Below are 24,236 nucleotides of genomic sequence, written 5' to 3'. Positions count from 1 at the left end.
CCACCTCAGGCCGCGATCGCCTGGGGCAGGATCGGCGAGTCGGCCTCGAAGCGCTTCCCTGCGCGCAGGCAGAAGGCCGGGCGCAGCAGGCGTTCGGCGATCACCCGCGTGTCCTCATTGTCGCGCAGCAGGAAGCGGCCGCGATCGTCGTGCAGCACCGAGATGTCGGCCGCGTAGCCGACTTTGAGGGCGCCGATCCGGTCGCTCATGCGCAGCATCTCGGCCGGGTGCGACGTCACCATCGGCACCACGTCCTCCAGCGGGATGCCCAGCGCCATCATCGAGCTCATCGCCTGGGTGAGGCTGAACCGGGCCTGCCCAAGGAAGGGATGGTTCTCGTCGTCGTGGTGCTCGTCCGGTGTGCCGGCGGGCTTCTTCACCTCGGGGATCTCGGTGTTGTAGCCGTGCATGTCGGCGCCCAGCGTGTAGGGGATCACGCCGGCCGGCAGGGAGGCCCGCGCCACGCGGTAGGAGAAGTGGCTCCCGTGGCCGACATCGACCTTCAGCCCGGCCTCCATGGCCCGGCGGATGATGTGGTGGACCTCGCCCTGCTCGTTGATGAAGCCGCCCGGGTGGCGGGTGAAGGGGTGGGCCAGCACGTCGCCGGGCCGCAGCAGGGGGATCACCCGCTCGACGATGGTGTCGGCATCCTCGCCATTGGCGCCGGATTCCGGCAGGCCCCAGAGCTGGCCGAAATGCACGTAGAGCGGCAGGTCGGAACGGCGGCTAATCTCGGCCGCCATCTCCATCACCTTGATACCCCAGCGGGCGAAGCCGCCGATCTCGGCGTGGCCCTTGATGCCGCGCACGAGGTCACGGTTCTCGGTGGCCGACTTCACCGTCGCCTCGATGTCGACGCCGTCCGGGCTGTAGAGGTTCGGATAGAAATGCCCCTCCAGCCCGCCGACGAGATAGGCAGACAGGAAGGCGAGCACCTGCGTCTCGGAGCGCTCGGTGATGAAGTGGCGGAAGCCCGGGAGGGTCATGCAGGACGGGCCGCCCTGGTCCACCACCGTGGTGACGCCCGACCGCACGCCGACCATGTCGGGGTTCAAACCGAAGCGGCCGGTGACGTACTGGTAGACGTGTGCGTGCGTGTCGATCATTCCGGGCAGGACGAGCTTGCCCGAGACGTCGATCACCTCGGCGGCGGCCGACGGCAGGATGGTCTCCTCAACGGACGCGATGCGCCCGTCTTTCACCGCCACATCGCGGATGCCATCCACGCCGGAGGCGGGGCAGATCACCCGCCCACCCCGTAGAACCAGATCGTAGCGGCGATCGTCCATCTCGACCTCGTGATCCTGACCGGCTTGCGCCGGCCTCGTTCTTGCCAGATGCGAAGCATGCTTCGTATTCTGGCAGTGCATAGGGCGTGCCAAGGATGGAAGGGAACCGCGGGGACGGGTGATGGATGAGGGTCTGCAGGCCGGCCTCGCAGCGGAGCCGACGGACGCAGAGCCGTCGGCGGGCACGCATCACTGGCCGCTGGCCCAGCGCCCGGGCTTCCTCGCCCGCCGCATGCACCAGATTCACGTCAGCCTCTTTGCGGAGCGTTGTGCCGCTTTCCACGTCACCCCGTTGCAGTACAGCCTGCTCTCCATTCTGCGTGACTTGGAGGAGGCCGATCAGACGACGCTCGCGGCAGCGGTCGCCCTCGACCGGACGACGACGACCGGCGCCCTCAAGCGGCTTGCGGCGCGCGGCCTCGTCAGCCGCTCGACGTCACCCACGGATCGCCGCGCGCAGATCTGCCGCCTGACCGCGGAAGGCGGGGCGCTCCACAACGCGATGGAACCGGTGGCGCGGATGGCACACGCGCTGACGGTCGAGGCGCTCACGCCGGCGGAACAGGACTACCTGACCAAGCTGCTCAGACGGGTGATCAACGGGCACGATCACCGGCGAGGACAGGCCATCATCGAGTGAGATATGCCTTCGCCTAAGGCGAAGTCAGGTCGGGGGCTCATCCGCTGTTTCGGCCGATATATTTCAAAGCGGACGAGCCGGTCTCGGCCAGCATCTGCCATCACGAAACGCCCGCCTGAACGTCTCAAAAGGGTGGTTTTCTGCCCGTCCACTTCCGGATGGCGGTTGCATTAAGCGGACATAGCCGTTGAGACCGCTAATGACACTTCTGAGACATCTGTAGCGTCCGCTTCCCGCGATGCCCTCCAAAACCCGCGCTCCGCTCGGCGTGAAATGACGCGGCTTCCTCAGGTTAGAGTTGCGCCCCGAGCGCGGCCCATGCAGCCATTTCACCATCGGCAATTGTCAACGACACCCGCCACCAGTCGCTGCGGCGTAAAATGTAGACGTGCTCCCATTCCGCGATGAGCGCCTCGCCGTCGCCCAACATCCGGTAGGCCATGCGAGCCTGAGCGACATTCGGGAAAAGTTCGACCGCCGACACCAGTTCGCCCAAAGGCTGAACAACCCCTTGCTTGCGATAGAAATCCATCAGCGCCACGCAATGCTCGCGGAATGCTTCCCGCGGCATCGCGAAGTTGCCCGTCGGAGATGGGAACAGCCCGACCGGCTCCCAGAGATCGCTCAGCGCGTCAGCGTCGTGGCGAGCGAACGCATCGATGTAGCTGGCGAAGAACGCTGCGATCTCGTTCTGGAAGGTCATAGTGATCCTATCGATGTTTCGGCCTCCACGATCTATCAGACCGCCCCTGACGCGGCGAGGCGGGCTTACGTTGCCAGAGCGAAAGGCCAAAGACCGCGCTACCCACCCCCGAGCCGAACTTGCAGAGTGGCGACGAACGACCGCTTTGGAGAAACGCAAACGGCGGTCCCGGCGGCTGGGTTGGGTCGCATGCGGAACGTCCGCATATGCCCTCCATCTCCAGAGCCTCGGTTCGGGTGTCTCCTCGCCTAGCCGGCATGAGCCGGCGAGGAGACAGACGATGGGACACTCCGCACACGATCCGGCCACGAAAGGGCGGCCGGCCTGGAACGCCGGCCGCAAGCTTGCCGCCAAGCGAGCCCTCAAACCTCAGCAGGTCTGGGCCATCCGGTTCTGGCTCGACCGCGAACGGCGCATACGCGACCAGGCGATGTTCGACCTCGCCATCGACAGCAAGCTGCGCGGCTGCGACATCGTCAAGCTCAAGATTGGCGACCTCGTCAGCGGTGGTCGAATCCGTAGCCGAGCCATCGTCATTCAGCGCAAGACCGGCCGACCGATGCAGTTCGAATTGCTCGAACCCGCGCGTACCAGCATCCTGGCATGGCTGGAGGTCAGGGGTGGAACGCTCGACGACTATGCCTTCCCGAGCCGGCTCGACGGCGTCACGCACATCAGAACGAGGCAGTATGCGCGCTTGGTCGATGAGTGGGTCTCGGGCATCGGGCTTCGAAAAGAGGACTATGGGACACATTCCCTGCGTCGCACGAAGGCGTCGTTGATCTACAAGCGGACCGGCAACCTGCGTGCCGTCCAGATCCTGCTCTGCCATACCAAGATCGAGAGCACGGTCAGGTATCTCGGTGTCGACGTCGAGGATGCTCTGACGCTGGCCGAAGGGACTGAGATTTGAGCGTTTGGCCCCTCGGCTCCATTGTCGAGGGGCTTTCAAACCAGCCCGGCAGCAAAGCGCCCACCTCGGTCATTCAGATGGCTTTAGCGACGTTCCGTAAGCGGACGCTGCTGGCTACGAGTCGGCGCAGGCGAGTGTGGTCGCGATCAAATCGCTTCATCTTCTTGGATTTATTGATCGTCAAGCCGATATTCTGTTTACGCGCGTGGTAGTAAGTATGCTCAGAGCAATCTACCTGACTACGGACGACGGCGAGGCGCTTGCGCCATATTCAATTCAATCTTGCGCAGTACCAGAACGATTTGCACCGCGCTCAGCTTTTGTCCTCGCTTTATCTCCAACCTCTCTGGTCCAGGCTCCTGATCTCAATCGGCGCGGACCAGATCCAGCCAATCAAGTCAATTGCGCCATCAAACCTCGGGATCGAACACGGAGTTGAGAGCGCAATCAGAGGGCACGCACTGACCTAAATTATAATCCCGCTGCACCTGCCAAAAATGATGAATTATTTTTCTTGCCATGCGCTTCTGGTACACAGAATAATGCATGCCGCCATGCCAATCTCAGAGCCCGACATAGGGGTCTCGCGAGGGCAAGCAATGCGCCGACGTGCACGCCAATCCTACAGCACGTCGTCAAACGTCAGCGCTGGGACGAGGGAGGAAGCTCATGGCCATGCCAGATGCCACGCCGGATACGGCAAGACCCAATACGAATCGATGGCTGCAAATCGTGCTCGGCGTAATCTGCATGGTTGCAGCGGCAAACATCCAGTATGCCTGGACGCTGTTCGTTCCCGAGATCCAGAAGACCTTCAACTGGGACCGCGCCGCGATCCAAGTAGCCTTCACGATCTTCGTCGTCGTCCAGACCTGGCTGACCCCGATCGAGGGCTACTTCATCGACAAGTACGGCCCCAGCCGCGTCGTCATGTTCGGCGGCCTGATGACGGGCTTGGCCTGGGTCATCAACTCCTACGCCACCAGCTTGAGTGGCTTCTATCTCGGCTCGGTGGCCGGCGGTATCGGCGTCGGTTGCGTCTACGCCACCTGTATCAACAACGCGCTCAAATGGTTCCCAGATAAGCGCGGCTTGGCGGTCGGCCTCACGGCGGGCGGCTACGGCGCCGGCTCGGCGCTCACCATCCTGCCGATCGCCAAGATGATCGATGGCGGCAACTACGCCCAGGCCTTCTTCGTCTTCGGCCTCATCCAGGGCGCTGTCATCATCGCTGCCGCCATCGCCATGCGCTCGCCACACAAGGATCATCTGCCGTTCTCCACCAAGGTCCTGCAGTCGCGGCGCGATTACACGCTGGGCGAGGCGCTGCGCACCCCCGTGTTCTGGGTGATGCTGCTGATGTTCACCTGCACGGTGACGGGCGGCCTGATGGCGGTGGCTCAGCTCGGCGTGATCGCGCAGGATCTTGGGGTGAAGAACTTCCAGGTTAACCTGTACTTCTTTGCGATGGCGGCGCTGCCCTTTGCACTGATGCTCGACCGGGTCATGAATGGCATCTCGCGCCCGCTCTTCGGTTTCATCTCGGACCGGATCGGACGGGAAAAGACGATGTTCATCGCGTTTGCGATGGAAGGTATCGGCATCGTGGCATTGGGCTATTTTGGCTCGAATCCGTGGGCCTTCGTGATATTGTCTGGAGTGGTGTTCCTCGCCTGGGGTGAGGTTTACTCGCTATTCAGCGCTACCGCCGCCGACACTTTCGGCTCCAAGCACATCGGCAAGATCTACGGCGTGCTCTACTGCGCGAAGGGGTTTGCGGCGCTGTTCGTGCCAGTGGGCAACCTGATCATGCAGGCCACCGGTACCTGGGCGACAGTCCTGTATACGGTGGCGACCATGGACCTGATCGCCGCCTTCCTGGCGATCGCGGTGCTGCGGCCGATGCTCAAGCAGCACCACGCGGCGAACAACGACGCAGCGGTCCCAGCGCTGGCGCTGGCTCACGCCTGAGTGTTGGGCTCGGCCGCTCTGCGGCCCGGCGAAAGCCTTGTTACCCCGGCTCCGGAATTTTGGAGCCGGGGTAGAGATGACCGGCCAGGGTACGCGTCGTCAGCATGCATAGCGTCCTCACTTCGGTACGCACGATCGCCGTAGACAACCTTGGATCTTCGGGCGTTCACCCACGATCGAGTGAGGCACGGCTTCCCTCATGCTTCGCCTCCACTCGACATCTCAGCTGCACTCTGGCGCATTCCCAGGATCTGCTGCCAAAATTAATTCTGGCGTTCCCGGAGCTCGACTGCGATGCAGCCTTCTGAGACCTCTTTGGGTCTAGCCTCGATCGGACAGACTGTAAGCCTGCGTGAGCAGGCCTACGACAGCATCAAGCGTTCAATCCTGGCGATGGATCTCTACGATGGATCGGCACAGATCCGGCTGCATGAACACCAAATTGCGCAAGATCTCGGCATCAGCCGCACGCCAGTCCGAGAAGCCCTGACGCTTCTGGAACGGGAGGGCTTTGTGTGCACGGTGCCTCGCCGCGGCCTCTTCGTGAGGCGCAAGACCAAGCGCGATACGATCGAGATGATCACGGTCTGGGCCGCGCTCGAGGGCTCCGCAGCTTATGCCGCCGCAAGGCATGCCACGGATGCCGATATTCACGAGCTGAGCAGGGCCTTCCAAGACTTCGATTCAACGACTTTGTCTGATCATTTGAACGATTATGAAGAGGCTAACCTCGACTTTCACCGGACGATCATCCGTCTCGGCGGCTGTGGGCTGATGGTCGAGATGACGGCCAACCTATTCATCCACATGCGGTCGCTTCGATCGGCCGTGCTCCATCGGCCTGGGAGGATCGAAGACTCGATGCGTGAGCATGCAGCCATCATCGCCGCATTGCAGGTACGGGACGCGGATCAGGCTGCGGTACTCGTTCGTGACCATGCTCTTGGGCTGCTAGCACATGTCGAAGCGCATTGGGCTTGGCCAGCTTGGCCAGAGGGATAAGAGTCACCTTTGGCAGAGGACCGACCTATGCTACCGTCCGTTCAGACCACCGACCTGCTGGGCCTTGGCTTCCTGATCATCGGGCTCGTCGGAGCCGGCGTTGCCAGCGCAAGCCGGTCACCGCGTTTTGCAGAGGATCCGCGTGAGGATCTCGCGGGCGGAGCGCTGCTGCTGGCGATCCTCGGCCTCGCCTTCGTGCTCGCCGAATGAGGGGCGCAGCGCGAGTAGGGTCGGCCTCTTCGCGTTCGGCAGCGACCCAGCCCAATGCCCCCACGGTCGAGTTGCACCAAGGTGGTGACGGGAGAATCCCGGAATTGGGATTGTCCCTGGGTTGGTCCGGCTGACGAATTGGATGGGTCGATTCCAGATCGGGCATTCCCGGATCGAGGCTTAGAACGCGCTTCGAAGTCCTTCCACCGCTTTGGTCCGGCGTGAGTGCGAATTTTTCCGGTTTCGTGAGATCCTGATGGGGCGAGCGGAGCCGTAAAGAACAGCAGGCTCACCGAAGAGCAGATCGCCTTCGCGCTGAAGCAGACCGAGACTGGGGCGCCAGTGCCGAAGGTGCTACGGCGGATGGGCATCTTCGAACAGTTGTTTTACCGCTGAAAGAAGCTCTCCGAGGGCTTGGACACGGGCGAATTGAGGCGTCTTAGGCAGTCGGAGGAGGAAAGCCGCAAGCTCAAGCAGCTCATGGCCGATCTCGGCCTCGACAAGTACCGCCTGCAGGACGTGCTCGCAAAAAGGCTCTGATGCCTGCGCGGCGACGCGAACTCGTGCACGATGCAAAGGGGGTAAGCGAGCGGCGCGCTCGGCGTCGGCCAGTCTGGCGTCCGCTACCGCTCGCCCAAACCCAATCCGGCACCGCTGCGGATGCGCATCTTGGATAAGGCCAAAAACCCGGTGCGTTAAGGCTATTTCCGAATCTACATCCTCTGCGCCGCGAGGGCTGGCGAGTGAAGCACAGGAGGGTCTGGCGCCACTACAGGGACGAGGGGCTGAGTCTGTAGCTCAAGCTGGGCCGCGCCGGCACGTCAGCGCGGGCCAGCCTGAGCGCCAACCTTCGGCTCTCCGGCAGAACCAGCGCTGGTCGATGAACTTCGTCCCTGACGCGTTCGTCGATGGCCGCCTGCGCGACGAGTGCCTGGACGCGAACTGGTTCTTGTCGTTGGCCGATGAGAGGAGCTCGATCGAGGCCGGACAGCGGCAGCGCAACGAGAGCCGTCCTTGAACAGCCCTGGGGTGACTGACGCCCCAAGGATTCGCCTTTTGGTGCCCAACAGGCAGCCGAATGAAATCCGGAGGCTCACCTTCCAGCCGGACTGAAATCAGGGGTCCCTAGATCGCGATCGCGTGAAGCGGCCCTGGCACGGCTCAGGCCAGGGTCGGGACCGAGCCGGTGAAGCCCGCGGCCGGCTTGTCGCCGTCGAAGTGATTAGCCAGCGCCACCACGACTGCGAAGTTGGCAATGGCAGCGAAGGGAAGGAGGGCGACAGCTGCAAGGAGGGTCATCGGCGGTGTCCTATTGTGCGATGCGCAAGAGGCGATATCGCACTGCACGCAGCGTCTTGGTATGCCACATGCCTCGCGCCAGGCATGCAGCGGCTGCATAAGCATGACACTCTAGCGAACGACGAATTGAACTCCTTGAAATCCCTACCCAGTGCGTTGATCAACTGGGTCCGCCGACGCAGGAGCAGGTCGCGCGTACGGAGCACCGCTGCGGAGGCCTGAGCCTGCGCGCTGTTACCCTGGACGAGCCGCATCGTTGGCCGCTGCGCCGCCTCGCAGATCGCCTTAGCGTCGGCCATGTCGTTCTTGTGCCGCTGCACGAGCGGCTTCGCGTAGGTTGATGGGATGAGCCGCGTTTCGTGCCCGCCAAGGCTATTTCACGGGGCCAATAAGGAGCGCTGGCGCCGGCTTCCATAGCGATCACGCATCTCGGACGTGTCGAGAAGAACGTCAGAACCTGATCAGGCTGCAGCGTCTTGCGGAACACCACTGCACCGCTCGTATCCGAGCCGTGAACCTGGAAAACTGATTTGGCCAGATCGATCCCGGGGTGTAACCTCACTCATAGAGACCTCCACTATGGCACATCGACGCCGTCAGGGGGTGTCCAGTCCAACGCTTTCGAGAAGTGCCGATGCCGGTTGATGTGACCGATGTGGGTCGAAAGGAGTTCGTCTGCTTTGGCGCCCGCCCTTCTCCAAAGCAGACCGGCGGCTCTCGGCCAGGCGACGCCATGGTGGATCGCCGATGGGCGCAAAACCGGTCGTTCGGTTGTGCGCCCATATTGGCCGTCCAGGGAGCTGTGACGCCGTCTCCGAAGCGGACTTCGCGACGCGAAGCGCCGATCCTGGACCGCTGGCGCCATCCTTGCCTCGGGAGACGTATCCCCGAGCAGGAGCCGGATGCTATGGCTGTCACCGATCATGCCCTCGCCTGGACGCAGCTCTTCGGCGAGCTCGACCGGAGTGGCTTGGCGCTACACCTGCAGATCCGTCGAGCAATCGTGACGGCCATCGAACGGGGGCTGTTCACCGCGGAGGCCCGGATGCCTTCGACGCGCCAGCTCGCGGCCCTGCTCGGGGTCGCCCGCAACACCGTGGTGAACGCGTACCAGCAGCTCGTCGACGAGGGCTTTCTGGTCTCCCACGAGCGGAGCGGAATTTTCCTGGCGCCGGATCTGATCGTCTCCGAAGCGCGTGGTCCCTCCCCGGAACGGACCATCGCCTGGTCGCGGCGCTTCGCGGTCCGGCCCGCGCAGCTGCGGCAGATCACCAAGCCCCGGGACTGGCTCGACTACCCGTATCCCTTCCTGTTCGGCCAGTTCGATCCGTCCCTGTTCCCGGCCAATGACTGGCGCGAGAGCGTGCGGGCGGCCTCCGGGGTGTCCGAGATCAACGCCTGGGCGGGCGACCTGATCGACGAGGACGACTCCGAACTTGTGGAGCAGCTTCGCTTGCAGGTGCTGCCGCGGCGGGGCATCTTCGCGAGCGCCGACGAGGTGATGGTCACTATCGGATCGCAGCAGGCGCTCTCGCTGCTGATCCAGCTGCTGGTCGGCCGCAATACGCCGGCGGGCGTCGAGGACCCGAGCTATCCCGATACGCGCAACCTGCTGAAACTCGCCACCGACCACCTCGCGACGCTCGCCATCGACTGGCACGGGGTTGTGCCCGATGCTGTCTTCGCCAGCCGGCACGTGGCGTTCGTCACTGTGGGGCATCAGTGCCCGACCACCGCGGTGATGCCGCTGGAGCGCCGCCGCTCCCTCCTGGAAGCCGCACGGCGCCACGACGTCGTCTTGGTCGAGGACGATTACGAGGCCGACCTCGCGCTGGCGGACGAGATTCCGTCCCTCAAGAGCCTCGATACGGACGGCCGCGTGATCTATGTCGGCAGCTTCTCGAAGGTGCTCGCCCCAGGCCTGCGGGTCGGTTACGTGGTGGCGCCCCGGGCCGTGATCGCGGAGCTGCGCGTACTGCGGCGGCTGATGCTGCGCCACCCGCCCTCGAACAACCAGCGCGCTACCGCGATGTTCGTGGCGCTCGGGCATTACCGCACGCATCTGCGCCGGACCGCCGGCGTTCTGGAGGAGCGTGCCGTCCGAATCGCTGACCTGCTGCCCCGCCTCCTGCCCGCGTTCCGCTGGCGGCGCGACCCGGGGGCCACGAGCTTCTGGGTGGAGGGGCCTGTCGGCCTCGATGCCCGGGATCTCAGCGTGCGCGCCCGCGCCCGCGGCGTCCTGATCGAGCCGGGCGACATCTTCTATGCCGACCCGGAGGCCGGCCAAGCCTGCTTCCGCCTGGGCTTCGCCTCGATCCGCACCGACCGGATCGAGGCGGGCCTCACCCGCCTCGCGGAACTGGTCACACCGGCCGGTATCCCCGCGTCACAGGGGATGCCCGAGCAGGTCTGAGACCGCCTGCACCACGCTCGTGACGGCGACGGTGCAGAGCAGCACGATCGACAGGGCGCGATGCCCCCGTCCGGCGCCGAGCCTGAGAAGCGCCTCGCCGAGCCGGCTGCCGGCGACGATGAGCGGAATGCCGACCATCACCGGGATTGCCAGGGAGGCCCCGAAGAGCCCGGCGGTCGCGAGGCTGACGGCGCTGGCGATCGACGTCGCCAGGAAGAACACCAGCAGCGAGGCGCGCCCCTGCTGCGGCGAGAGCGGCGTTGCGAGATAATAGGCGACCACGGGCGGACCGGGCATCGCCGAGAGCCCGTTGCACAGGCCGGCGGCCAGCCCAACCGCCAGGGTCGCGCCGCCGCGCGGAAGCCCGGCAAAGCGGAAGCCGCGCAGGAGCGCGATGGTCCCGCAGCCGCAGACCAACGCGATGCACAGCCGGGCGACGTCCGGGCTCGCCGCAGCCAGAGCGGCGACGCCGAGCGGCGATCCGACCACCGTGCCAGCGACGAGCCAGCCGAGCGACGGCCAATGGCAGGTCCGGCGCGCCCGCGGCAGGTCGGACAGGCTCGCGCAGAACTGGAGGGCGACGGCGAGCGGGACGCACTGGCTCGGCGGGAGCGTGAAGCCGAGGAGCGGCACGGCAGCCAGGGCGAACCCGAAGCCCGTGAAGCCGCGGATGAGCGCCGCGGTGAAGATTGCGGCCGCGATCGCGATCAGGGATGCCGGTTCGGGCATCGGAAGAGCGGGGGCCACCGCTCTAGCGCATGTCGACCACGATGGTCTTCTTGCGGGTGAAGTGCTCCAGCATCGACTCCAGAGAGGCCTCCTTGCCAAGGCCGGACTTCTTGAAGCCGCCGTAGCTGAGGTTCGGCTGGATCGTCAGGTTCTGATTGACCTGGACATAGCCGGCATCCAGCGCGTGCGACACCCGGAGCGCGCGGCGCAGGTCCCGGGTCCACACCGTCGCGGCGAGGCCGAAATCCCCCGCATTCGCCGCCGCCAGGACGGCCTCCTCGTCGGAGAACGGCACGATGCAGGCGACCGGACCGAAGATCTCGTCGCGCATGAGCGGGCTGTCCTCGGTCAGACCGGTGAACAGGACCGGCTCCACGAACAGGCCCTCGGCGAGATCCGGCGCGGCCGGCAGGCGCCCGCAGCGCACGGCCCGCGCGCCCGGCGTGGCCTCGCCCGCTGCGATGTAATCCATGATCTTGGCGCGCTGCCGGGCATTGATCACGGTGCCGATATCGGTGGCCTCGTCCAGGGGATCGCCCATCCGGAGGTTCGAGACGGCGGCGGCCAGCCGCTCCACGAACCGGTCGTGCAGCTCGGCATCGACGTAGATCCGGCTCGAGGCGGTGCAGCTCTGGCCCTGTCGGGTGAAGCGCATGCCGGCCACCGCGCCCGCGACGGCCCGGTCGAGGTCCGCGTCCGCGAAGACCAGCATCGGGCTCTTGCCGCCGAGCTCCAGGCTCACCGGGATCAGCTTGTCGGCGGCCTCGCGGTAGATCGCCTCGCCCACCGCCTGGGAGCCCGTGAAGGTGACCTTGGCGACGTCGGGGTGGCGGACCAGCGGCGCCCCGCAGGCGGGACCGGTGCCGCAGATCACGTTGAGGACCCCGGGCGGCAGGAGATCGGCCAGGAGGCGCGCCGCCTCGATCGTCGCGAAAGGAGCCTCCTCGGAGGCCTTCACCACCACGGTGTTCCCGGCGACCAGGGCCGGGCCGATCTTGAGCGCCATCAGCACGAGGGGCACGTTCCAGGGCAGGATCGCCGCGACCACGCCCAGGGGCTCGCGGGTGGTCAGCGCGAGCATGTCCGGGCTGAACGGCAGCGTCTCGCCCTTCAGTTCGGTGGCGAGGCCGCCGAACATCGCGAGAATGTCGGCCGCGGTGGCGATCTCGGGGCGGCACTCGGTGCGGATCGCCTTGCCGGTCTCGGCGGCGAGCAGCGGGGCGAGATCCGGGGACGCCGCCGCGATCCGGCGCCCGCCCTCGGCCACCAACCGCCCGCGCTCGCGGGCCGGAACCCGCGCCCAGGCCTGTCCGGCGGCGCGGGCCGCCGCGACCGCGGCCTCGACATCCGCCGGGCCGGCCGCGGGCGCCTGGGCCAGGGCGCGCCCGGTGGCCGGGTCGAGGACGGTGAGGCAGGCTCCGTCCACCGGGCCGACCAGCGCGTTCCCGACGAGGTGGCGCCCGGCGAGGGCGGCCAGGAGGTCACGCACGCCCTGAGGGAGGCGCGCGCGGCCACCCGCCAGGCTCTCGGATTCATTCGACATGGGCGGCTCGCTCGCGGTCGGATTGGTGCGTCCGGGCGTCGATACGAGCGCCCCGGGCGTCGCGACAGGTCCAGGCGGTGGCGAGTGAGCGGGCCAGGCGCAGCCCGGTGTCCTCGGGCTTCGGCCGACCGGACCCGCTCCGCCGCTCCTGTCGGGCGCCTCGTCTGACCCGCCAACTGGATGCGTCGTTGGCATCCGTCTGGACCTCGTCGGGCGGACGGCGGCGGCGCTAGGTCGTCGCGAACGACGGCCGCCTGCGGGCGCGCAAGGGGAGCGCAGTGCGATGACTGAAGCGACGACCGAGGCGGAGCGCCACGCCCTGCTGGAGCGCCTGTTCGCGGCCTTCAACCGCCACGACGCCGACGGCGTCATGGCCTGCTTCACGCCGGGGGTCGTGTTCGACACGGCAGCCGGACCGGAGGCGCACGGCCGCCGGCTGACCGGCCAGGACGCGGTTCGGGCGGCCTTCGTGGCGGTCTGGACCGACATGCCGGACGTGGCCTGGACGGTGTCGCGCCACACGCTGGCCGGAGAGCGGGCCACGTCGGAATGGCTGTTCACCGGCACCCGGGCCGACGGTGGCCGGGTAGCCGTGGAGGGCGTCGACCTGTTCGTGTTCGAGGGCCGGCTGATCGCCCGCAAGAGCGCCTTCCGCAAGGACCGCCCGGTCCAGGCGGCCTGAGGGAGGCGGATCGTGAGCCTGACCCCCGATCCCGTTCCGAGCCCGACCGGCGCGCCCTACGATCCGACCTACGACCCGCTGACCAGCGTCACCCCGGGGACGGACCGCGCCTACGCGCCGACCTACTGGGTGGCCACCGCCGGCCCGCTGCCGGCGGATGATGGCCCGATCACGGGGGATGTCGACGCGGACGTGGTGATCGTCGGTTCGGGCTTCACCGGCCTGTCCTGCGCCCTCAGCCTCGCCCGGGACCACGGCATCAAGGCCACCGTGCTGGAGGCCAACCGGGTCGCCTGGGGCTGCAGCACCCGCAATGGCGGCCAGGGCCAGAACGCCTCGGGCCGGCTCAGCCGCTCGCAGTGGATCGCCCGCTACGGCCGCGAGACCGCGCTCCAGCTCCACGCCGAGATCCTGGAGGGCTTCGCGTATTTCACCGGCCTCGTGCGCGAATTCGACCCCGATCCCCAGCCCGGCGGCCACATCTACGTCGCCCATCGGCCCCGCACCTTCGCCAAGCTCTCGGCCGAGTCCGAGGTGGCCAACACGGTCTTCGGCTACCGCACCCGGATGCTCGGCGCGGACGAGCTGCGCCGCAACTGGATGGACGAGGCCGGGGCCGTCGGCGCGCTCCACGAGCCGCTGGGGATCGGCATCCATCCGGCCAAGTTCGCCTTCGGTTACCTCCGGGCCGCGCGGGCGGCCGGGGCCAAGGTCCATCCGGCCAGTCCGGTGCTCGGGATCGACCGCGACGGCGGCGGTTTCCGGGTGCGGACGCCCCACGGGACCGTGCGGGCCCGCGCGGTGGCGATCGCCACCGGCGGCTATACCAGCCAGGGGCTGCACCCGCGCCTGCGCAGCCGGATCATGCCGATCCTGTCGAATTCCCTGGTCACGCGGCCCCTGACCGCCGACGAGATCGCGGCGACGCTGCGCACCACCACCTTCGTCACCGACACGCGCACCCTGCGGTTCTACTATCGCCGGCTCCCCGACGGCCGGGTGCAGATCGGCAGCCGCAGCGCGATCACGGGGGCGGACGCGACCCATCCACGCCATCTGCGCCTGCTGGTCGATGGCCTGCACCAGAAATTCCCGGCCCTCGCGGGGATCGAGATCGACTATTCGTGGTGGGGCTGGGTCGATGTCAGCCACGACATGATGCCCCGCATCGTCCAGCCTGAACCGGGCGAGCCCCTGTTCTACGCCCTGGGCTATGGCGGCAACGGCGTCTCGTTCTCGGCCCAGGCTGGCCGCCGGCTCGCCGGGCTGGTGGCCGGGCGCAGGCCCGCGGGCCTGCCGATCTTCGAGGGCACGCTGCCGGGCCACCCGTTCGCCCCGTTCCGGCGGATCGGGCAGCGGATGCTGTATCGCTGGTACCACCACCGCGACGAGGCGGCCTGAGCCGGCTACAGAACGGATTGAACGGGCCGCCCCGCGCATTCGGGGCGGCCTTTCTCGTACGGGGGAACCGGGCGGGATCAGGCGGCCTGGGCTTGGTCGAAGTCCGGCGCCTCGATCTCGCCGACCCGGTGACAGGCGACGTAGTGGCCCGGGCCGGTCGCCAGCAGGGCGGGATCCTCGGCGCGGCAGCGCTCGACCGCGAACGGGCAGCGCGCAGCGAACCGGCAGCCGGCGGGCGGATCGATCGGGCTCGGCGGCTCGCCGCGCACGAGGTAGCGCGCCTTCAGGGCATCCCGCGCCGGACCGGCCGGCACCGCCGCCGAGATCAGCGACCAGCTGTAGGGATGGCGCGGGGCGGAGAAGAACGTCCGGGTTGGCGCCTGCTCGACGATGCGGCCGAGATACATCACCGCGACCTCGTCGCAGAGGTGCTGCACGACGCCGAGGTCGTGCGAGATGAAGATGTAGGCGAGGCCGCGCTCCGCCTGGAGCTTGGCCAGGAGGTTGAGGATCTGCGCCTGGATCGCGACGTCGAGGGCCGAGACCGCCTCGTCGCAGACGATGATGTCGGGCTCGGTCGCCAGCGCCCGGGCGATGCACAGGCGCTGGCGCTGCCCGCCCGAGAACTGGTGCGGGAACAGGCTCCGGGCCTCGGCCGGCAGGCCCACCGCGGCGAACAGCGCGTCGAGCCGCGCCGCCGCCTGCCTGCGCGACAGGCCCTCCAGCAGCCGCAGCGGCTCGGCCACGAGGTCGCCGGCGCAGCGGCGGGGATCGAGCGACGCGAACGGGTCCTGAAACACCATCTGGATATGGCGCCGCGCCTGCCGGAGCCGGGCGCCCCGGAGGCCGATTATGTCCTCGCCGCGCAGGACCACCTGACCCGCGGTCGCCGGGACGAGGCGCATGATCCCCTGCGCCGTGGTGGACTTGCCCGAGCCGGATTCGCCGACGATGCCGAAGCTCGCGCCCCGGCGCACGACGAAGCTCACGCCGTCGACGGCGTGGACCCGCCCTCCGCCCGGGACCGGGAAATGGACCTTCAGGTCGTTGACCTGCAGGAGGTCGGCCCCGATCGGGGTCGATGCGGCGTCCGTCGTCATGCTGCGCGGGCCTCCGGGTGCCAGCAGGCCACCGCCCGGGCCGGGCCGGCCTCGGCCAGGGGCGGCTGGGGATTGTCCAGACAGGTGGCGTCGGCCCGGCCGCACCGGTCCGCGAACGCGCAGATCGCCGGCCGCCGGCCCAGCGGCGGGACGAGACCCGGGATCTCCCGCAGCATCCCTGCACCCGCATCGGCCGCCGCGCCGAGGCGCAGGTGCGGCGTGCAGCCCATCAGCCCCCGCGTGTAGGGATGCTGCGGCGCGCGCATGACCGACCGGGTGTCGCCCTGCTCGATGCAGCGCCCGGCGTAGAGCACCGCCACGGTGTCGGCGATGTCGGCCACCGCCCCGAGGTCGTGGGTGATCAGCACGATGGCGGTGCCCATCTCGTCCTGCAGGGCCTTCAGCAGGTCGAAGACCTGCGCCTGGACGGTCACGTCGAGGGCCGTGGTCGGCTCGTCGGCGATCAGGAGCTTGGGCCGGCAGGCCAGCGCCATGGCGATCATCACCCGCTGGCGCATGCCGCCGGAGAGCTCGTGCGGGTAGGCGTGCAGGCGCCGCTCGGCCGCCGGGATCTGCACGGCCCTGAGCATCGCCAGCGCCCGTTCCAGGGCGGCGCGGCGCCCGAGCCGCTGGTGCAGCCGCAGCGCCTCGGCGATCTGGTCGCCGACCGTGTAGACCGGGTTCAGGGCCGTCATCGGCTCCTGGAAGATCATCGACAGGGCGCTGCCGCGCAGGGCCCGCAGCCGGGCCGGCTTGGCGGCCGCGATGTCCTCCCCGGCGAGCAGGATCCGGCCGCCGGCGCGGGCGAAGCCCTCCGGCAGCAGGCCCATGATCGCCAGCGCGGTCATGCTCTTGCCGCAGCCGGATTCGCCGACCAGCGCGACGGTGCGGCCGGCCTCGACGGAGAAGCTGAGCCGCTCCAGGACCGGCACGCGGCCGCCCGGCCGCGTCAGGGTCACGGTCAGGTCCTCGACGGCGAGTACGGGGGCCATCGCTCAGCTCCGCTTGCGCAGGCGCGGATTGACCGCGTCGTTGACCGCGTCGCCCACGAGGCTGACGCCGAGGACCGCGAGGAAGATCGCCCCGCCGGGCAGCAGCACGGTCCACCACGCCTCCAGGGCGTAGGCGCGGTTCTGCCCGATCATCAGCCCCCAGCTCATCACGTTGGGATCGCCCAGGCCGAGGAAGCTCAAGGCCCCCTCGAACAGCACGGCGGTGCCGATCGCCAGCGTCGCGGAGACCACGATCGGCGGCGCGGCGTTCGGCAGGATCACCCGTCCGATCAGGTAGAGCGGTCCGGCACCGGCCGCCCGGGCCGCCTTGACGAAGTCGAGGCCGCGCAGGCGCAGGAACTCGGCCCGGGTCAACCGGGCGGTCGGCGGCCACGACACGATGCCGATCGCGATCGTGGTGATGGCGATTTTCTGGCCGAACAGGGTGACCAGAACCATCGCGAACAGCAGGGTCGGCAGCACCTGGAAGAACTCGGTGACCTTCATCAGCGCCGCGTCGACCCGGCCGCCGAAGAAGCCCGCGAGCGCCCCGAAGGTCACGCCGATCACCACGGTGATGAGCGCCGCCGAGAACCCGACCAGCAGAGTCGCGCGGCCGCCCTGGAGCAGGGCCGCCAGGATATCCTGGCCGAGGTAATCGGTGCCGAGCACCGGGTCGCCCCCGGGTGGCTGGAACGGGGCGCCGACGATCTCGAACGGATCGACCCCGTAGAGGTGCGGGCCCGCCAGCGCGGCGAACAGCAGGCCGATCAGGATGGCGAGGCCCAGGAGCCCGCTCGGGTTGCGCAGGAACAGGCGCAAGGCGGCGAGGCCGGGATCCGCCGCCGGGCGCGGCATCGGTGGCGCCGCCTCGGAACGCACCGGCTGGGGCCGCACCGCCGGTTCGGCTGCGACGAGGGCGCTCATGCCGGCCTCCCGGCGCGGATCCGCGGGTCGATCAGGCGGTAGAGGAGGTCGGTGACGAGGTTCGCCGCGATGACCAGCAGCGCCGAGCAGAACAGGATGCCGAGCAGCGTCGGGTAGTCGCGCCGCAGGATCGAGTCGAAGGTCAGCCGGCCGAGCCCCGGCCACGCGAACACGGTCTCGACCAGGATCGCCCCCGCGAAGAGCTGCCCGAACTGGAGCCCGACCATGGTGACGAGGGGGATCAGCGCGTTGCGCAGCGCGTGCTTGCCGATCACGGTCCGCTCCGGCAGGCCCTTGGCCCGGGCGGTGCGGACGTAGTCGGCGTTGAGCGCGTCGATCATGCTGGCGCGCATCAGGCGGCTGTACTGCGCGACGTAGACGATGCCGAGGGTCAGCGCCGGCAGGACCAGGTGGCGGGCGACGTCGAGGGCGTAGGCGAGGCCGTGGCGTGGGGTGGCCACATCCTCCATCCCGGCGACCGGGAGCACCGGCCACAGGGAGGCGAACACGACCAGCAGCATCAGGCCGGTCCAGAAGACCGGCGCGGCATTGCCGGCGATCGCCACCAGGGAGACCGCGTGACTGACGAGGCCGTTCGGCCTGCGGGCGCCCAGGATCCCGAGGCCGGCCCCGGCCAGCACCGCGAGGGCGAGGGAACTCAGAACCAGCAGTGCGGTGGCCGGCAGACGGCCTAGGATCAGGCGCGAGACCGGCTCGTTGAAGTAGAACGAGTAGCCGAGATCCCCCCGCACCACCTTGCCGACATAGGTCGCGAGCTGCTCGGGGAGGCCGCGGTCGAGGCCGTAACGGGTGCGGATCTCGGCCATGATCTCCGGCGAGGCGCCGCCCATCTCGCCGGCGATGACCTGCGCCGGATCGCCCGGCGCCGCCTGGATCAGCAGGAAGTTCAGCACCACCACGGCGAGCAGCAGGCCGGCGGCGTTCGCCGCCGTCGCGCCGAGCCTGCGCAGGCCCGTCATCGCTCGGCTCCGGCGGCGCCCTGCGCCCAGGCGACCTCGTCGAGGGGCGAGAGCGGCCCCCAGATCGACAGGGGCAGGTTCGTCAGGCGCTTGTCGTAGACCGCCTTGTAGGGGGTGAGGTTGATATAGGCGATCGGCGCCTCGGACACAACGATCTTCTGGAATTCGCTGTAGAGCGCCTTGCGCTTCTCCAGGTCGGTCTCGACCGCGGCGGCGTTCAGCAGCTCGTCGACCTTCGGATTCTTGTACTGCTGCGTGTTCGACCAGATGACGCCCTTGCGGATGTTGGTCGACAGGTAGGTCCGCGCCACGCCGATCACGGGGTCGCCCCAGTTGAAGACGTTGTCCATGGTCAGGTCGAAGTCGAAGTTGGAGACGCGCTGCGCCCAGGTCGGGAAATCCGGCGCGGCCCGGACCTGGAGGGCGATGCCGATCCGCTTGAGGCCGGCCCGCAGGTACTCGGCGACGTTGCGCTGCTGGTCGTTGTCGTTGGGGATGTAGTCGATGGTGAGCGGGAACCGCGTGCCGTCCGGCCCCTTCTTCAGCCCGGCCTCGTCGAGCAGGGCGTCCGCCTTGGCGATGTCGAGCGTGTAGAGGTCGACGGCCGACTCGTAGAACGGCGAGCCCGGCACGATCGGGCCGGTGGCCGCCTTCGCCGTGCCGCCGAGCAGCTTGCCGGTGATGAAAGCGCGGTTGGCCGCCAGCGCGATGGCCCGACGGACGCGCACGTCGTCGAGGGGCTTCTTCCCGCAGTTGAAGGCTAGCCAGTTGATCGGGCCGATCCCCTCGAAGCCGCGATCCGTCACCGTCAGGGTCGGCGCCTTGGCGAGGCGCTCGATGTCCCGCACCGAGGAGAGGAACGGCAGCATGCCGATCTCGCGCCGCTCGGTGGCGATGACGAGGCTGTTCTGGTCCGGCAGGATCCGGTAGACGAGCCGCGCCAGCTTGGGCCGCCCGGGGATGAAGAACCGGTCGAACCGCTCGAGCTGGATCGACTCGCCCTGCTTGTACTCGACGAACTTGAACGGGCCCGATCCGACGGGCTTCAGGTTGGCCGGATGAGTCTTGATGTCCTGGCCGTCGCCGTAGACGTGCTTGGGCAGGATCGGCATCAGGCCGGGCGACATGGCCAGCAGCAGCGCCGGGTGTGGGCGCGCGAGCCGGATGATGACCGTGTGGGCGTCGGGGGTCTCGATCGTCGAGACCGGCTCCAGCATGGTCTGGAACGGATGGTTGGCCTTGATCACCCCGATCGAGAAGGCGACATCCTCCGCGGTGAGCGGGTGTCCGTCGTGGAAGACGGCGTCCTCTACGAGGTGGAGCGTCACGCTCAAGTTGTCGGGGGCGACGGTCCAGGATTTCGCCAGATAGGGTTGCGGGTTCCACTGATCGTCGTAGCGCAGCGGGCTCGCGAAGATCTGCGTCGAGACCATCCCGGTGGCGATGCCGGACTGCACGGCGCCGTTGAAGTGGCGCGGCACTTGGTTGGTGCCGATCACCAGCGGCGCGATCGCGTCGTCGGCCAGCGCCTTCGGCAGGTCGAGGATCGGGACCGTCAGGGGCGCGGCGAGGACCGAGAGGCCGGCGCCGAGGAGCGTGCGTTTGGTCAGGCGCATCGGGTTCGGTCTCCGTGTGGGGTTTGCGGGGGTCGCAGCGCGGCGTCGAGGAGGCCGGCCAGCGCCGGGCCGGCTTCGGGATCGGTCGCCGCGATGCCGACGAGCTCGGCTCCGTCCGGCGCGGGCTCCGGCAGCGGCGACAGGCTCCAGCGGCGCCCGACCATCTGAAGCAGATGCGTCTCGGATCGGCCGGCCAGACCGAGGCGCCCTTTCAGCCGCAGGAGCGAGGCCGGCATGGCGGCGAGCGCGCCCTCGAGCCCGACGCGGTCGAACGCGCCCGCGCGCCGGTAGAGCAGGCGCTGGAAGGCCTCCTCGTGCGGGGCCGCCTCGGCCCGCAGCCGGGTCGATCCCGGCCGGACCCGCTCCGGACCCGCGCCGCTGAGATCGAAGACCGCCGCGGGCAGCGCGGCCGCCACGGTCTCGACCACCGGGACGCCCGGCGCGAGGGTGGCGAGCGTGTCCCGGGCGGCCGCGCGGCCGGACGCGTCCACGAGGTCGCGCTTGTTGAGCACGAGGAGGTCGGCGGCGCGGATCTGGCGGGCGAGCGTGTCGCCCAGGCGCGGGTCGGCGGCGAGGCCGGGCAGGCGCTCGGCATCCGCCAGCACGACGACGCCGCGCAGGACGAGGCCGGGCTCCACCAGGGCGATCTCCGCGATGGCGCCCGGATCGCCGACGCCGCTCGCCTCGATGACGATGTGGTCGAAGGGCTCGGGCTCCGCGAGGACGCGCATCAGCGTGTCGAGGAAGCCGTCGGCGAGGCTGCAGCAGACGCAGCCATTGGTCAGCCGCAGGGTCTGGCCGTCATGGTCCCGGATCAGGCCCGCATCGACGTTGATCGCCCCGAAATCGTTGACCAGCACCGCGTAGCGGCCCTGCGAGCCGGCGAGCAGCCGGTTCAGCAGCGTCGTCTTGCCGGCTCCGAGGAAGCCGCCGACGACCGTGAGCGGGCAGCGCGTCGCGGGCGCGGGAAGCCCGCGCCTCATGCCGGCGGCACCGCGAAGACGCGGCCGCCGAGCACCGTGGCGTGGACCGGGACGTCCTTGAGCGTCTCCGGGGGCACTTCGTACGGGTCCGCGTCGAGGACGGCGAAGTCGGCGAACTTCCCGGCCTCGATGGAGCCGACGCAATGGTCCATCCGCAGGGTGTAGGCGGCCCCCAGCGTCACGGCGTGCAGGGCCTCGGCGACGCTCAGCCGCTCCTCGGGGCCGAGCAGGCGCCCCGACGACGTGGTCCGGTTGACGGCGCACCAGGCGGTGAACAGCGGCCCGAGCGGCGTCACCGGGGCGTCCGAATGGATCGCCAGCGGGATGCCGAGCCGCGCCGCGCTCCCGGCGGCGTCGATCCGGGCCGCCCGTTCCGGTCCCATCGTCAGGTCGTGATGGGCGTCGCCCCAGTAATAGAGGTGGTTCGAGAACAGGTTGAGGCACAGGCCCAGGGCCTTGACCCGCCGCAGCTGCGCCTCGGTCGCCATCTGGCAGTGCTGGAGGGTGTGCCGATGGTCGGGACGGGGATGGGCGATCTGCGCCTTCTCGACCGCGTCGAGGGCCGCCTCGGTGGCCTCGTTGCCGTTGGTGTGGATGTGAAGCTGGATGCCGGCGGCGTGGTAGATCCCCACGATCCGGTCGAGATCCTCGGGGGCGACGTACCAGAGGCCGTTCGGAGCGCCGTTGTGATAGCCCGGCGGCAGGAGCCGGGCGGTGAAGCCCTGGATCGACCCGTCGACGACGATCTTGACGATACCGAAGCGGAGGCGATCGGTGTTGGCGGCGACGAGGCGGCCGATCTTGGCGACGCCGTCTTCCGGGGGACACGAGACCGAGGCCAGAGCCGGCACGATCCGCACCGGCAGGCCCTCGACGCAGGCGGCGCCGTAGACCGCCACGGTCGCGTCGGTGAGGTCGTTGTGCAGGTCGGCGATGGTGGTGATGCCCTGGAGCTGCGCGGCCGCACCGAACCGGGCCACGTCGGCGGCGTCGAGGGTCCCGCTCATCGGGTTGTAGCCGAGCCCCCGGAACAGGCGCAGCCGGGCGGCGATCCCCTGCAGTTCGCCGGACGGGGTGCCGTCCGGCAGCTTCGGCACGCCGTCGATGGCGGTGGTTTCATCGAAGCCCGCCATCTCCAAGAGCAGGCTGTTGACGTTGGTGATGTGCAGGCTGGCGTGGTGGACCATCACCGGCCGGGTGGTCGAGACCCGGTCGAGGTCGTGCCGGGTCAGACGCGCGCCGCCGAGATGCAGCGGATCGAAGCCCCAGCCGTAGAGCAGCTGGTCCGGATCGGCGATGGACCGGTCCGCCTCCGAGAGCCGGTCCACGACGGAGCCGATGTCGTGCAGGCCCGGCACGCGGCGCCCGTCCGGGCTGCGGCGGTCGCTGGCGCCGACATAGGTCTGGCGCCAGAGGGTGCCCTCCATCACGTGGGCGTGCCCCTCGACGAAGCCGGGGAGGATGACCTTGTCGGCGAAGCGGCGGTCCGGAACCGCGTCGAGCCCGTCGAACTCGGCTTGCGTCCCGACCATCAGCACGCGCCCGTCTTGCACGGCGATATGCGTCGCGTCCGGCCGCGACGGATTCATCGTGATGACCCGCCGGGCCTCGAAGAGGGTGATCTCGCTCGGCATGGCTGTCCTCGGCACGACGCCCAGGATGTCGGCCGTTCGCCCGGGCCGCTAGCGCCAGACACTGGGGATGAGGGGAGCCAGGGCGCTGCGCCGCGAAATGGGAGCTTTGAGCTACGCCGAGATAAGGGCGGTGCCAGCCGCATTTAGCGTGAGCGCACTCGACTTCTGGGCCATGGTCTCGCGGCAGGCAGCCGTCCGTTTCCGCGGTCGACCTGCTCCGCAGCGGAAATTCTGCTTCCGGCCAGATTCGGATGCCGCGAATGGTTCTTCGGGCGTCTCGGATGGGTGGAAAGCCGAAGGTCTGCTTCGGTACGAGAGACCGCAAAGCCGACGCTATCGAATGGTTGATGTAGTTCGACAACGCTCGTCCTGCGTTGCGCTCCTGCGCGCAGTTTGTCTGGCTCGTGCGCGCAGGTATAGTCGTTGTGTATCAGCGGATACCGCCGCTGGCGGTAATGTTCTCGCCGGTAAGCCAGCGCGCGTCATCGGACGCGAGGAACGTCACGACGCCCGCGATGTCATCCGGGTGGCCGGCGCGGCCGAGCGGTGTCTGCGCGACCATCCCGGCCTCCATCTCCGAGCCAGAGATGCCGGCCGTGTGGGTGCCTTCGGTCACCACGTAGCCGGGGCTGACCACGTTCACGCGTATCTTGCGCGGGGCCAACTCATTGGCGAGGACGCCCGAGATCGCGTTCACCGCGCCCTTCGTACCCGCGTAGACCGCCGCCGCCGGCGTATGCACGTGCGTGATCGCCGAGGAGATGTTGACGATGCTCGCGCCTTCGCCGAGATGCTTCGCGGCCGCTCGCGTCGACAGCAGAATGCCGAGCACGTTGATGTCAAACTGGCGGCGATAGTGTTCCTCGGTGACCTCCTCGATCGCCGCAAACTCGTAGATGCCGGAGTTGTTGACCAGCACGTCGAGCCGCCCGAACTCGCGCACCGCCGCCTCGATCACACCCTGCGCCTCAGAGGCTTTGGACACGTCGCCCTGGACCGCGGTGGCCCTGCCGCCGACCGAGGTAATTGCCGCCACGACGGCGTCAGCCCCGGCCCTGCTGGACGCGTAGTTCACCACCACAGCGGCGCCTTCCTGTGCCAACGCTTTGGCGATCCCCGCACCGATGCCCTTGGATGCTCCGGTCACGACGGCGACCTTGCCCTCAAGCTTCGACATGTGTGCTATCTCCGACATGGGGAGCTCCCGGA

Annotated in this window: 21 protein-coding genes and 2 pseudogenes; 9 read left to right on the top strand and 14 right to left on the bottom strand. The window is 68.4% G+C overall.

The genetic code is table 11. The features are described 5' to 3' along the window. Positions 1 to 5 precede the first annotated feature (5 nt). A complete protein-coding gene (locus AKJ13_RS03510; RefSeq protein ID WP_050732093.1) occupies positions 6 to 1,289 on the bottom strand; it encodes an amidohydrolase/deacetylase family metallohydrolase in 1,284 nt (427 codons plus the stop codon). 121 nt (positions 1,290 to 1,410) lie between these two features. Here AKJ13_RS03510 and AKJ13_RS03505 point away from each other — a divergent pair, with 121 nt between their 5' ends. Then, positions 1,411 to 1,929 (top strand): MarR family transcriptional regulator, encoded by a 519-nt coding sequence (locus AKJ13_RS03505; RefSeq protein ID WP_050732092.1) that lies wholly within the window; start codon positions 1,411 to 1,413, stop codon positions 1,927 to 1,929. Positions 1,930 to 2,221: 292 nt separating this feature from the next. On the opposite strand, the gene AKJ13_RS03500 is transcribed toward AKJ13_RS03505, so the two are convergent. Next, a complete protein-coding gene (locus AKJ13_RS03500; RefSeq protein WP_050732091.1) occupies positions 2,222 to 2,632 on the bottom strand; it encodes a hypothetical protein in 411 nt (136 codons plus the stop codon). Between the two features lie 280 nt (positions 2,633 to 2,912). Here AKJ13_RS03500 and AKJ13_RS03495 point away from each other — a divergent pair, with 280 nt between their 5' ends. The 5 genes and pseudogenes from AKJ13_RS03495 to AKJ13_RS30190 all read left to right on the top strand — a co-directional run. Beyond that, the gene (locus AKJ13_RS03495; RefSeq protein WP_050732090.1) at positions 2,913 to 3,545 is read left to right on the top strand and encodes a tyrosine-type recombinase/integrase; all 633 of its coding nucleotides are present in this window, start codon (positions 2,913 to 2,915) and stop codon (positions 3,543 to 3,545) included. A gap of 669 nt (positions 3,546 to 4,214) precedes the next feature. After that, positions 4,215 to 5,516, top strand: a complete 1,302-nt coding sequence (gene oxlT / locus AKJ13_RS03490) for an oxalate/formate MFS antiporter (RefSeq protein WP_050732089.1) — start codon at positions 4,215 to 4,217, stop codon at positions 5,514 to 5,516. Positions 5,517 to 5,810: 294 nt separating this feature from the next. Next, a complete protein-coding gene (locus tag AKJ13_RS03485) occupies positions 5,811 to 6,518 on the top strand; it encodes a GntR family transcriptional regulator (protein ID WP_050732088.1) in 708 nt (235 codons plus the stop codon). 27 nt (positions 6,519 to 6,545) lie between these two features. Continuing rightward, a complete protein-coding gene (locus tag AKJ13_RS03480) occupies positions 6,546 to 6,728 on the top strand; it encodes a hypothetical protein (protein WP_050732087.1) in 183 nt (60 codons plus the stop codon). A 303-nt stretch (positions 6,729 to 7,031) separates the two neighbouring features. Further along, positions 7,032 to 7,743, top strand: a pseudogene (locus tag AKJ13_RS30190) (transposase); the annotation flags it as partial. A 146-nt stretch (positions 7,744 to 7,889) separates the two neighbouring features. Here the strand turns inward: AKJ13_RS30190 and AKJ13_RS32165 are convergent. Continuing rightward, positions 7,890 to 8,027, bottom strand: coding sequence for a hypothetical protein (locus tag AKJ13_RS32165; protein WP_200905576.1), 138 nt, complete (start codon positions 8,025 to 8,027; stop codon positions 7,890 to 7,892). A gap of 149 nt (positions 8,028 to 8,176) precedes the next feature. Beyond that, positions 8,177 to 8,589: pseudogene (locus AKJ13_RS30185) on the bottom strand (transposase); the annotation flags it as partial. A gap of 345 nt (positions 8,590 to 8,934) precedes the next feature. Between AKJ13_RS30185 and AKJ13_RS03470 the strand changes: the two are divergent. Continuing rightward, the gene (locus AKJ13_RS03470; protein ID WP_050732086.1) at positions 8,935 to 10,440 is read left to right on the top strand and encodes a PLP-dependent aminotransferase family protein; all 1,506 of its coding nucleotides are present in this window, start codon (positions 8,935 to 8,937) and stop codon (positions 10,438 to 10,440) included. On the opposite strand, the gene AKJ13_RS03465 is transcribed toward AKJ13_RS03470, so the two are convergent. Together AKJ13_RS03465 and AKJ13_RS03460 are read right to left on the bottom strand one after the other, a co-directional pair. Then, complete coding sequence (locus AKJ13_RS03465) at positions 10,414 to 11,169, bottom strand: sulfite exporter TauE/SafE family protein (RefSeq protein ID WP_050732085.1); 756 nt, start codon at positions 11,167 to 11,169, stop codon at positions 10,414 to 10,416. The genes AKJ13_RS03470 and AKJ13_RS03465 overlap by 27 nt on opposite strands. A 22-nt stretch (positions 11,170 to 11,191) precedes the next feature. Beyond that, positions 11,192 to 12,712 (bottom strand): aldehyde dehydrogenase family protein, encoded by a 1,521-nt coding sequence (locus AKJ13_RS03460; protein WP_050732084.1) that lies wholly within the window; start codon positions 12,710 to 12,712, stop codon positions 11,192 to 11,194. 283 nt (positions 12,713 to 12,995) lie between these two features. Between AKJ13_RS03460 and AKJ13_RS03455 the strand changes: the two genes are divergently transcribed. Then, a complete protein-coding gene (locus tag AKJ13_RS03455) occupies positions 12,996 to 13,394 on the top strand; it encodes a nuclear transport factor 2 family protein (protein WP_024828596.1) in 399 nt (132 codons plus the stop codon). Between the two features lie 12 nt (positions 13,395 to 13,406). Next, entirely contained in the window at positions 13,407 to 14,795 is a 1,389-nt protein-coding gene (locus AKJ13_RS03450) for an FAD-binding oxidoreductase (RefSeq protein WP_050732083.1), read from the top strand. A 77-nt stretch (positions 14,796 to 14,872) separates the two neighbouring features. Here AKJ13_RS03450 and AKJ13_RS03445 read toward each other — a convergent pair whose 3' ends face one another. From AKJ13_RS03445 to AKJ13_RS03410, 8 genes are all read right to left on the bottom strand, one after another. Then, positions 14,873 to 15,895: an ABC transporter ATP-binding protein gene (locus AKJ13_RS03445; RefSeq protein ID WP_050732082.1), complete on the bottom strand. Its 1,023-nt coding sequence runs from the start codon at positions 15,893 to 15,895 to the stop codon at positions 14,873 to 14,875. Further along, complete coding sequence (locus tag AKJ13_RS03440) at positions 15,892 to 16,887, bottom strand: ABC transporter ATP-binding protein (RefSeq protein ID WP_050732081.1); 996 nt, start codon at positions 16,885 to 16,887, stop codon at positions 15,892 to 15,894. Before AKJ13_RS03440 ends, AKJ13_RS03445 begins: the two co-directional genes overlap by 4 nt. A 3-nt stretch (positions 16,888 to 16,890) precedes the next feature. After that, positions 16,891 to 17,814 carry an ABC transporter permease gene (locus AKJ13_RS03435; RefSeq protein ID WP_144426174.1) on the bottom strand — a complete coding sequence of 308 codons (924 nt, stop codon included), beginning with the start codon at positions 17,812 to 17,814 and terminating at the stop codon, positions 16,891 to 16,893. Next, the gene (locus tag AKJ13_RS03430) at positions 17,811 to 18,794 is read right to left on the bottom strand and encodes an ABC transporter permease (RefSeq protein WP_012321675.1); all 984 of its coding nucleotides are present in this window, start codon (positions 18,792 to 18,794) and stop codon (positions 17,811 to 17,813) included. The genes AKJ13_RS03435 and AKJ13_RS03430 overlap by 4 nt, the downstream gene beginning before the upstream one ends. Beyond that, positions 18,791 to 20,410, bottom strand: a complete 1,620-nt coding sequence (locus AKJ13_RS03425) for an ABC transporter substrate-binding protein (protein ID WP_144426173.1) — start codon at positions 20,408 to 20,410, stop codon at positions 18,791 to 18,793. The genes AKJ13_RS03430 and AKJ13_RS03425 overlap by 4 nt, the downstream gene beginning before the upstream one ends. Continuing rightward, on the bottom strand, positions 20,401 to 21,393 hold the full coding sequence (locus AKJ13_RS03420; protein WP_050732080.1) for a GTP-binding protein: 993 nt from the start codon (positions 21,391 to 21,393) through the stop codon (positions 20,401 to 20,403). Before AKJ13_RS03420 ends, AKJ13_RS03425 begins: the two co-directional genes overlap by 10 nt. Next, positions 21,390 to 23,027 (bottom strand): amidohydrolase, encoded by a 1,638-nt coding sequence (locus tag AKJ13_RS03415; protein ID WP_050732079.1) that lies wholly within the window; start codon positions 23,025 to 23,027, stop codon positions 21,390 to 21,392. Before AKJ13_RS03415 ends, AKJ13_RS03420 begins: the two co-directional genes overlap by 4 nt. A 430-nt stretch (positions 23,028 to 23,457) precedes the next feature. Then, the gene (locus AKJ13_RS03410) at positions 23,458 to 24,204 is read right to left on the bottom strand and encodes a glucose 1-dehydrogenase (protein WP_050732078.1); all 747 of its coding nucleotides are present in this window, start codon (positions 24,202 to 24,204) and stop codon (positions 23,458 to 23,460) included. Positions 24,205 to 24,236: the final 32 nt, after the last annotated feature.

Origin of the sequence: Methylobacterium sp. ARG-1 (assembly GCF_001262595.1) — a bacterium.
Taxonomy (GTDB): Bacteria; Pseudomonadota; Alphaproteobacteria; order Rhizobiales; family Beijerinckiaceae; genus Methylobacterium; species Methylobacterium brachiatum.
This window is presented reverse-complemented; position numbering and strand designations above follow the sequence as displayed.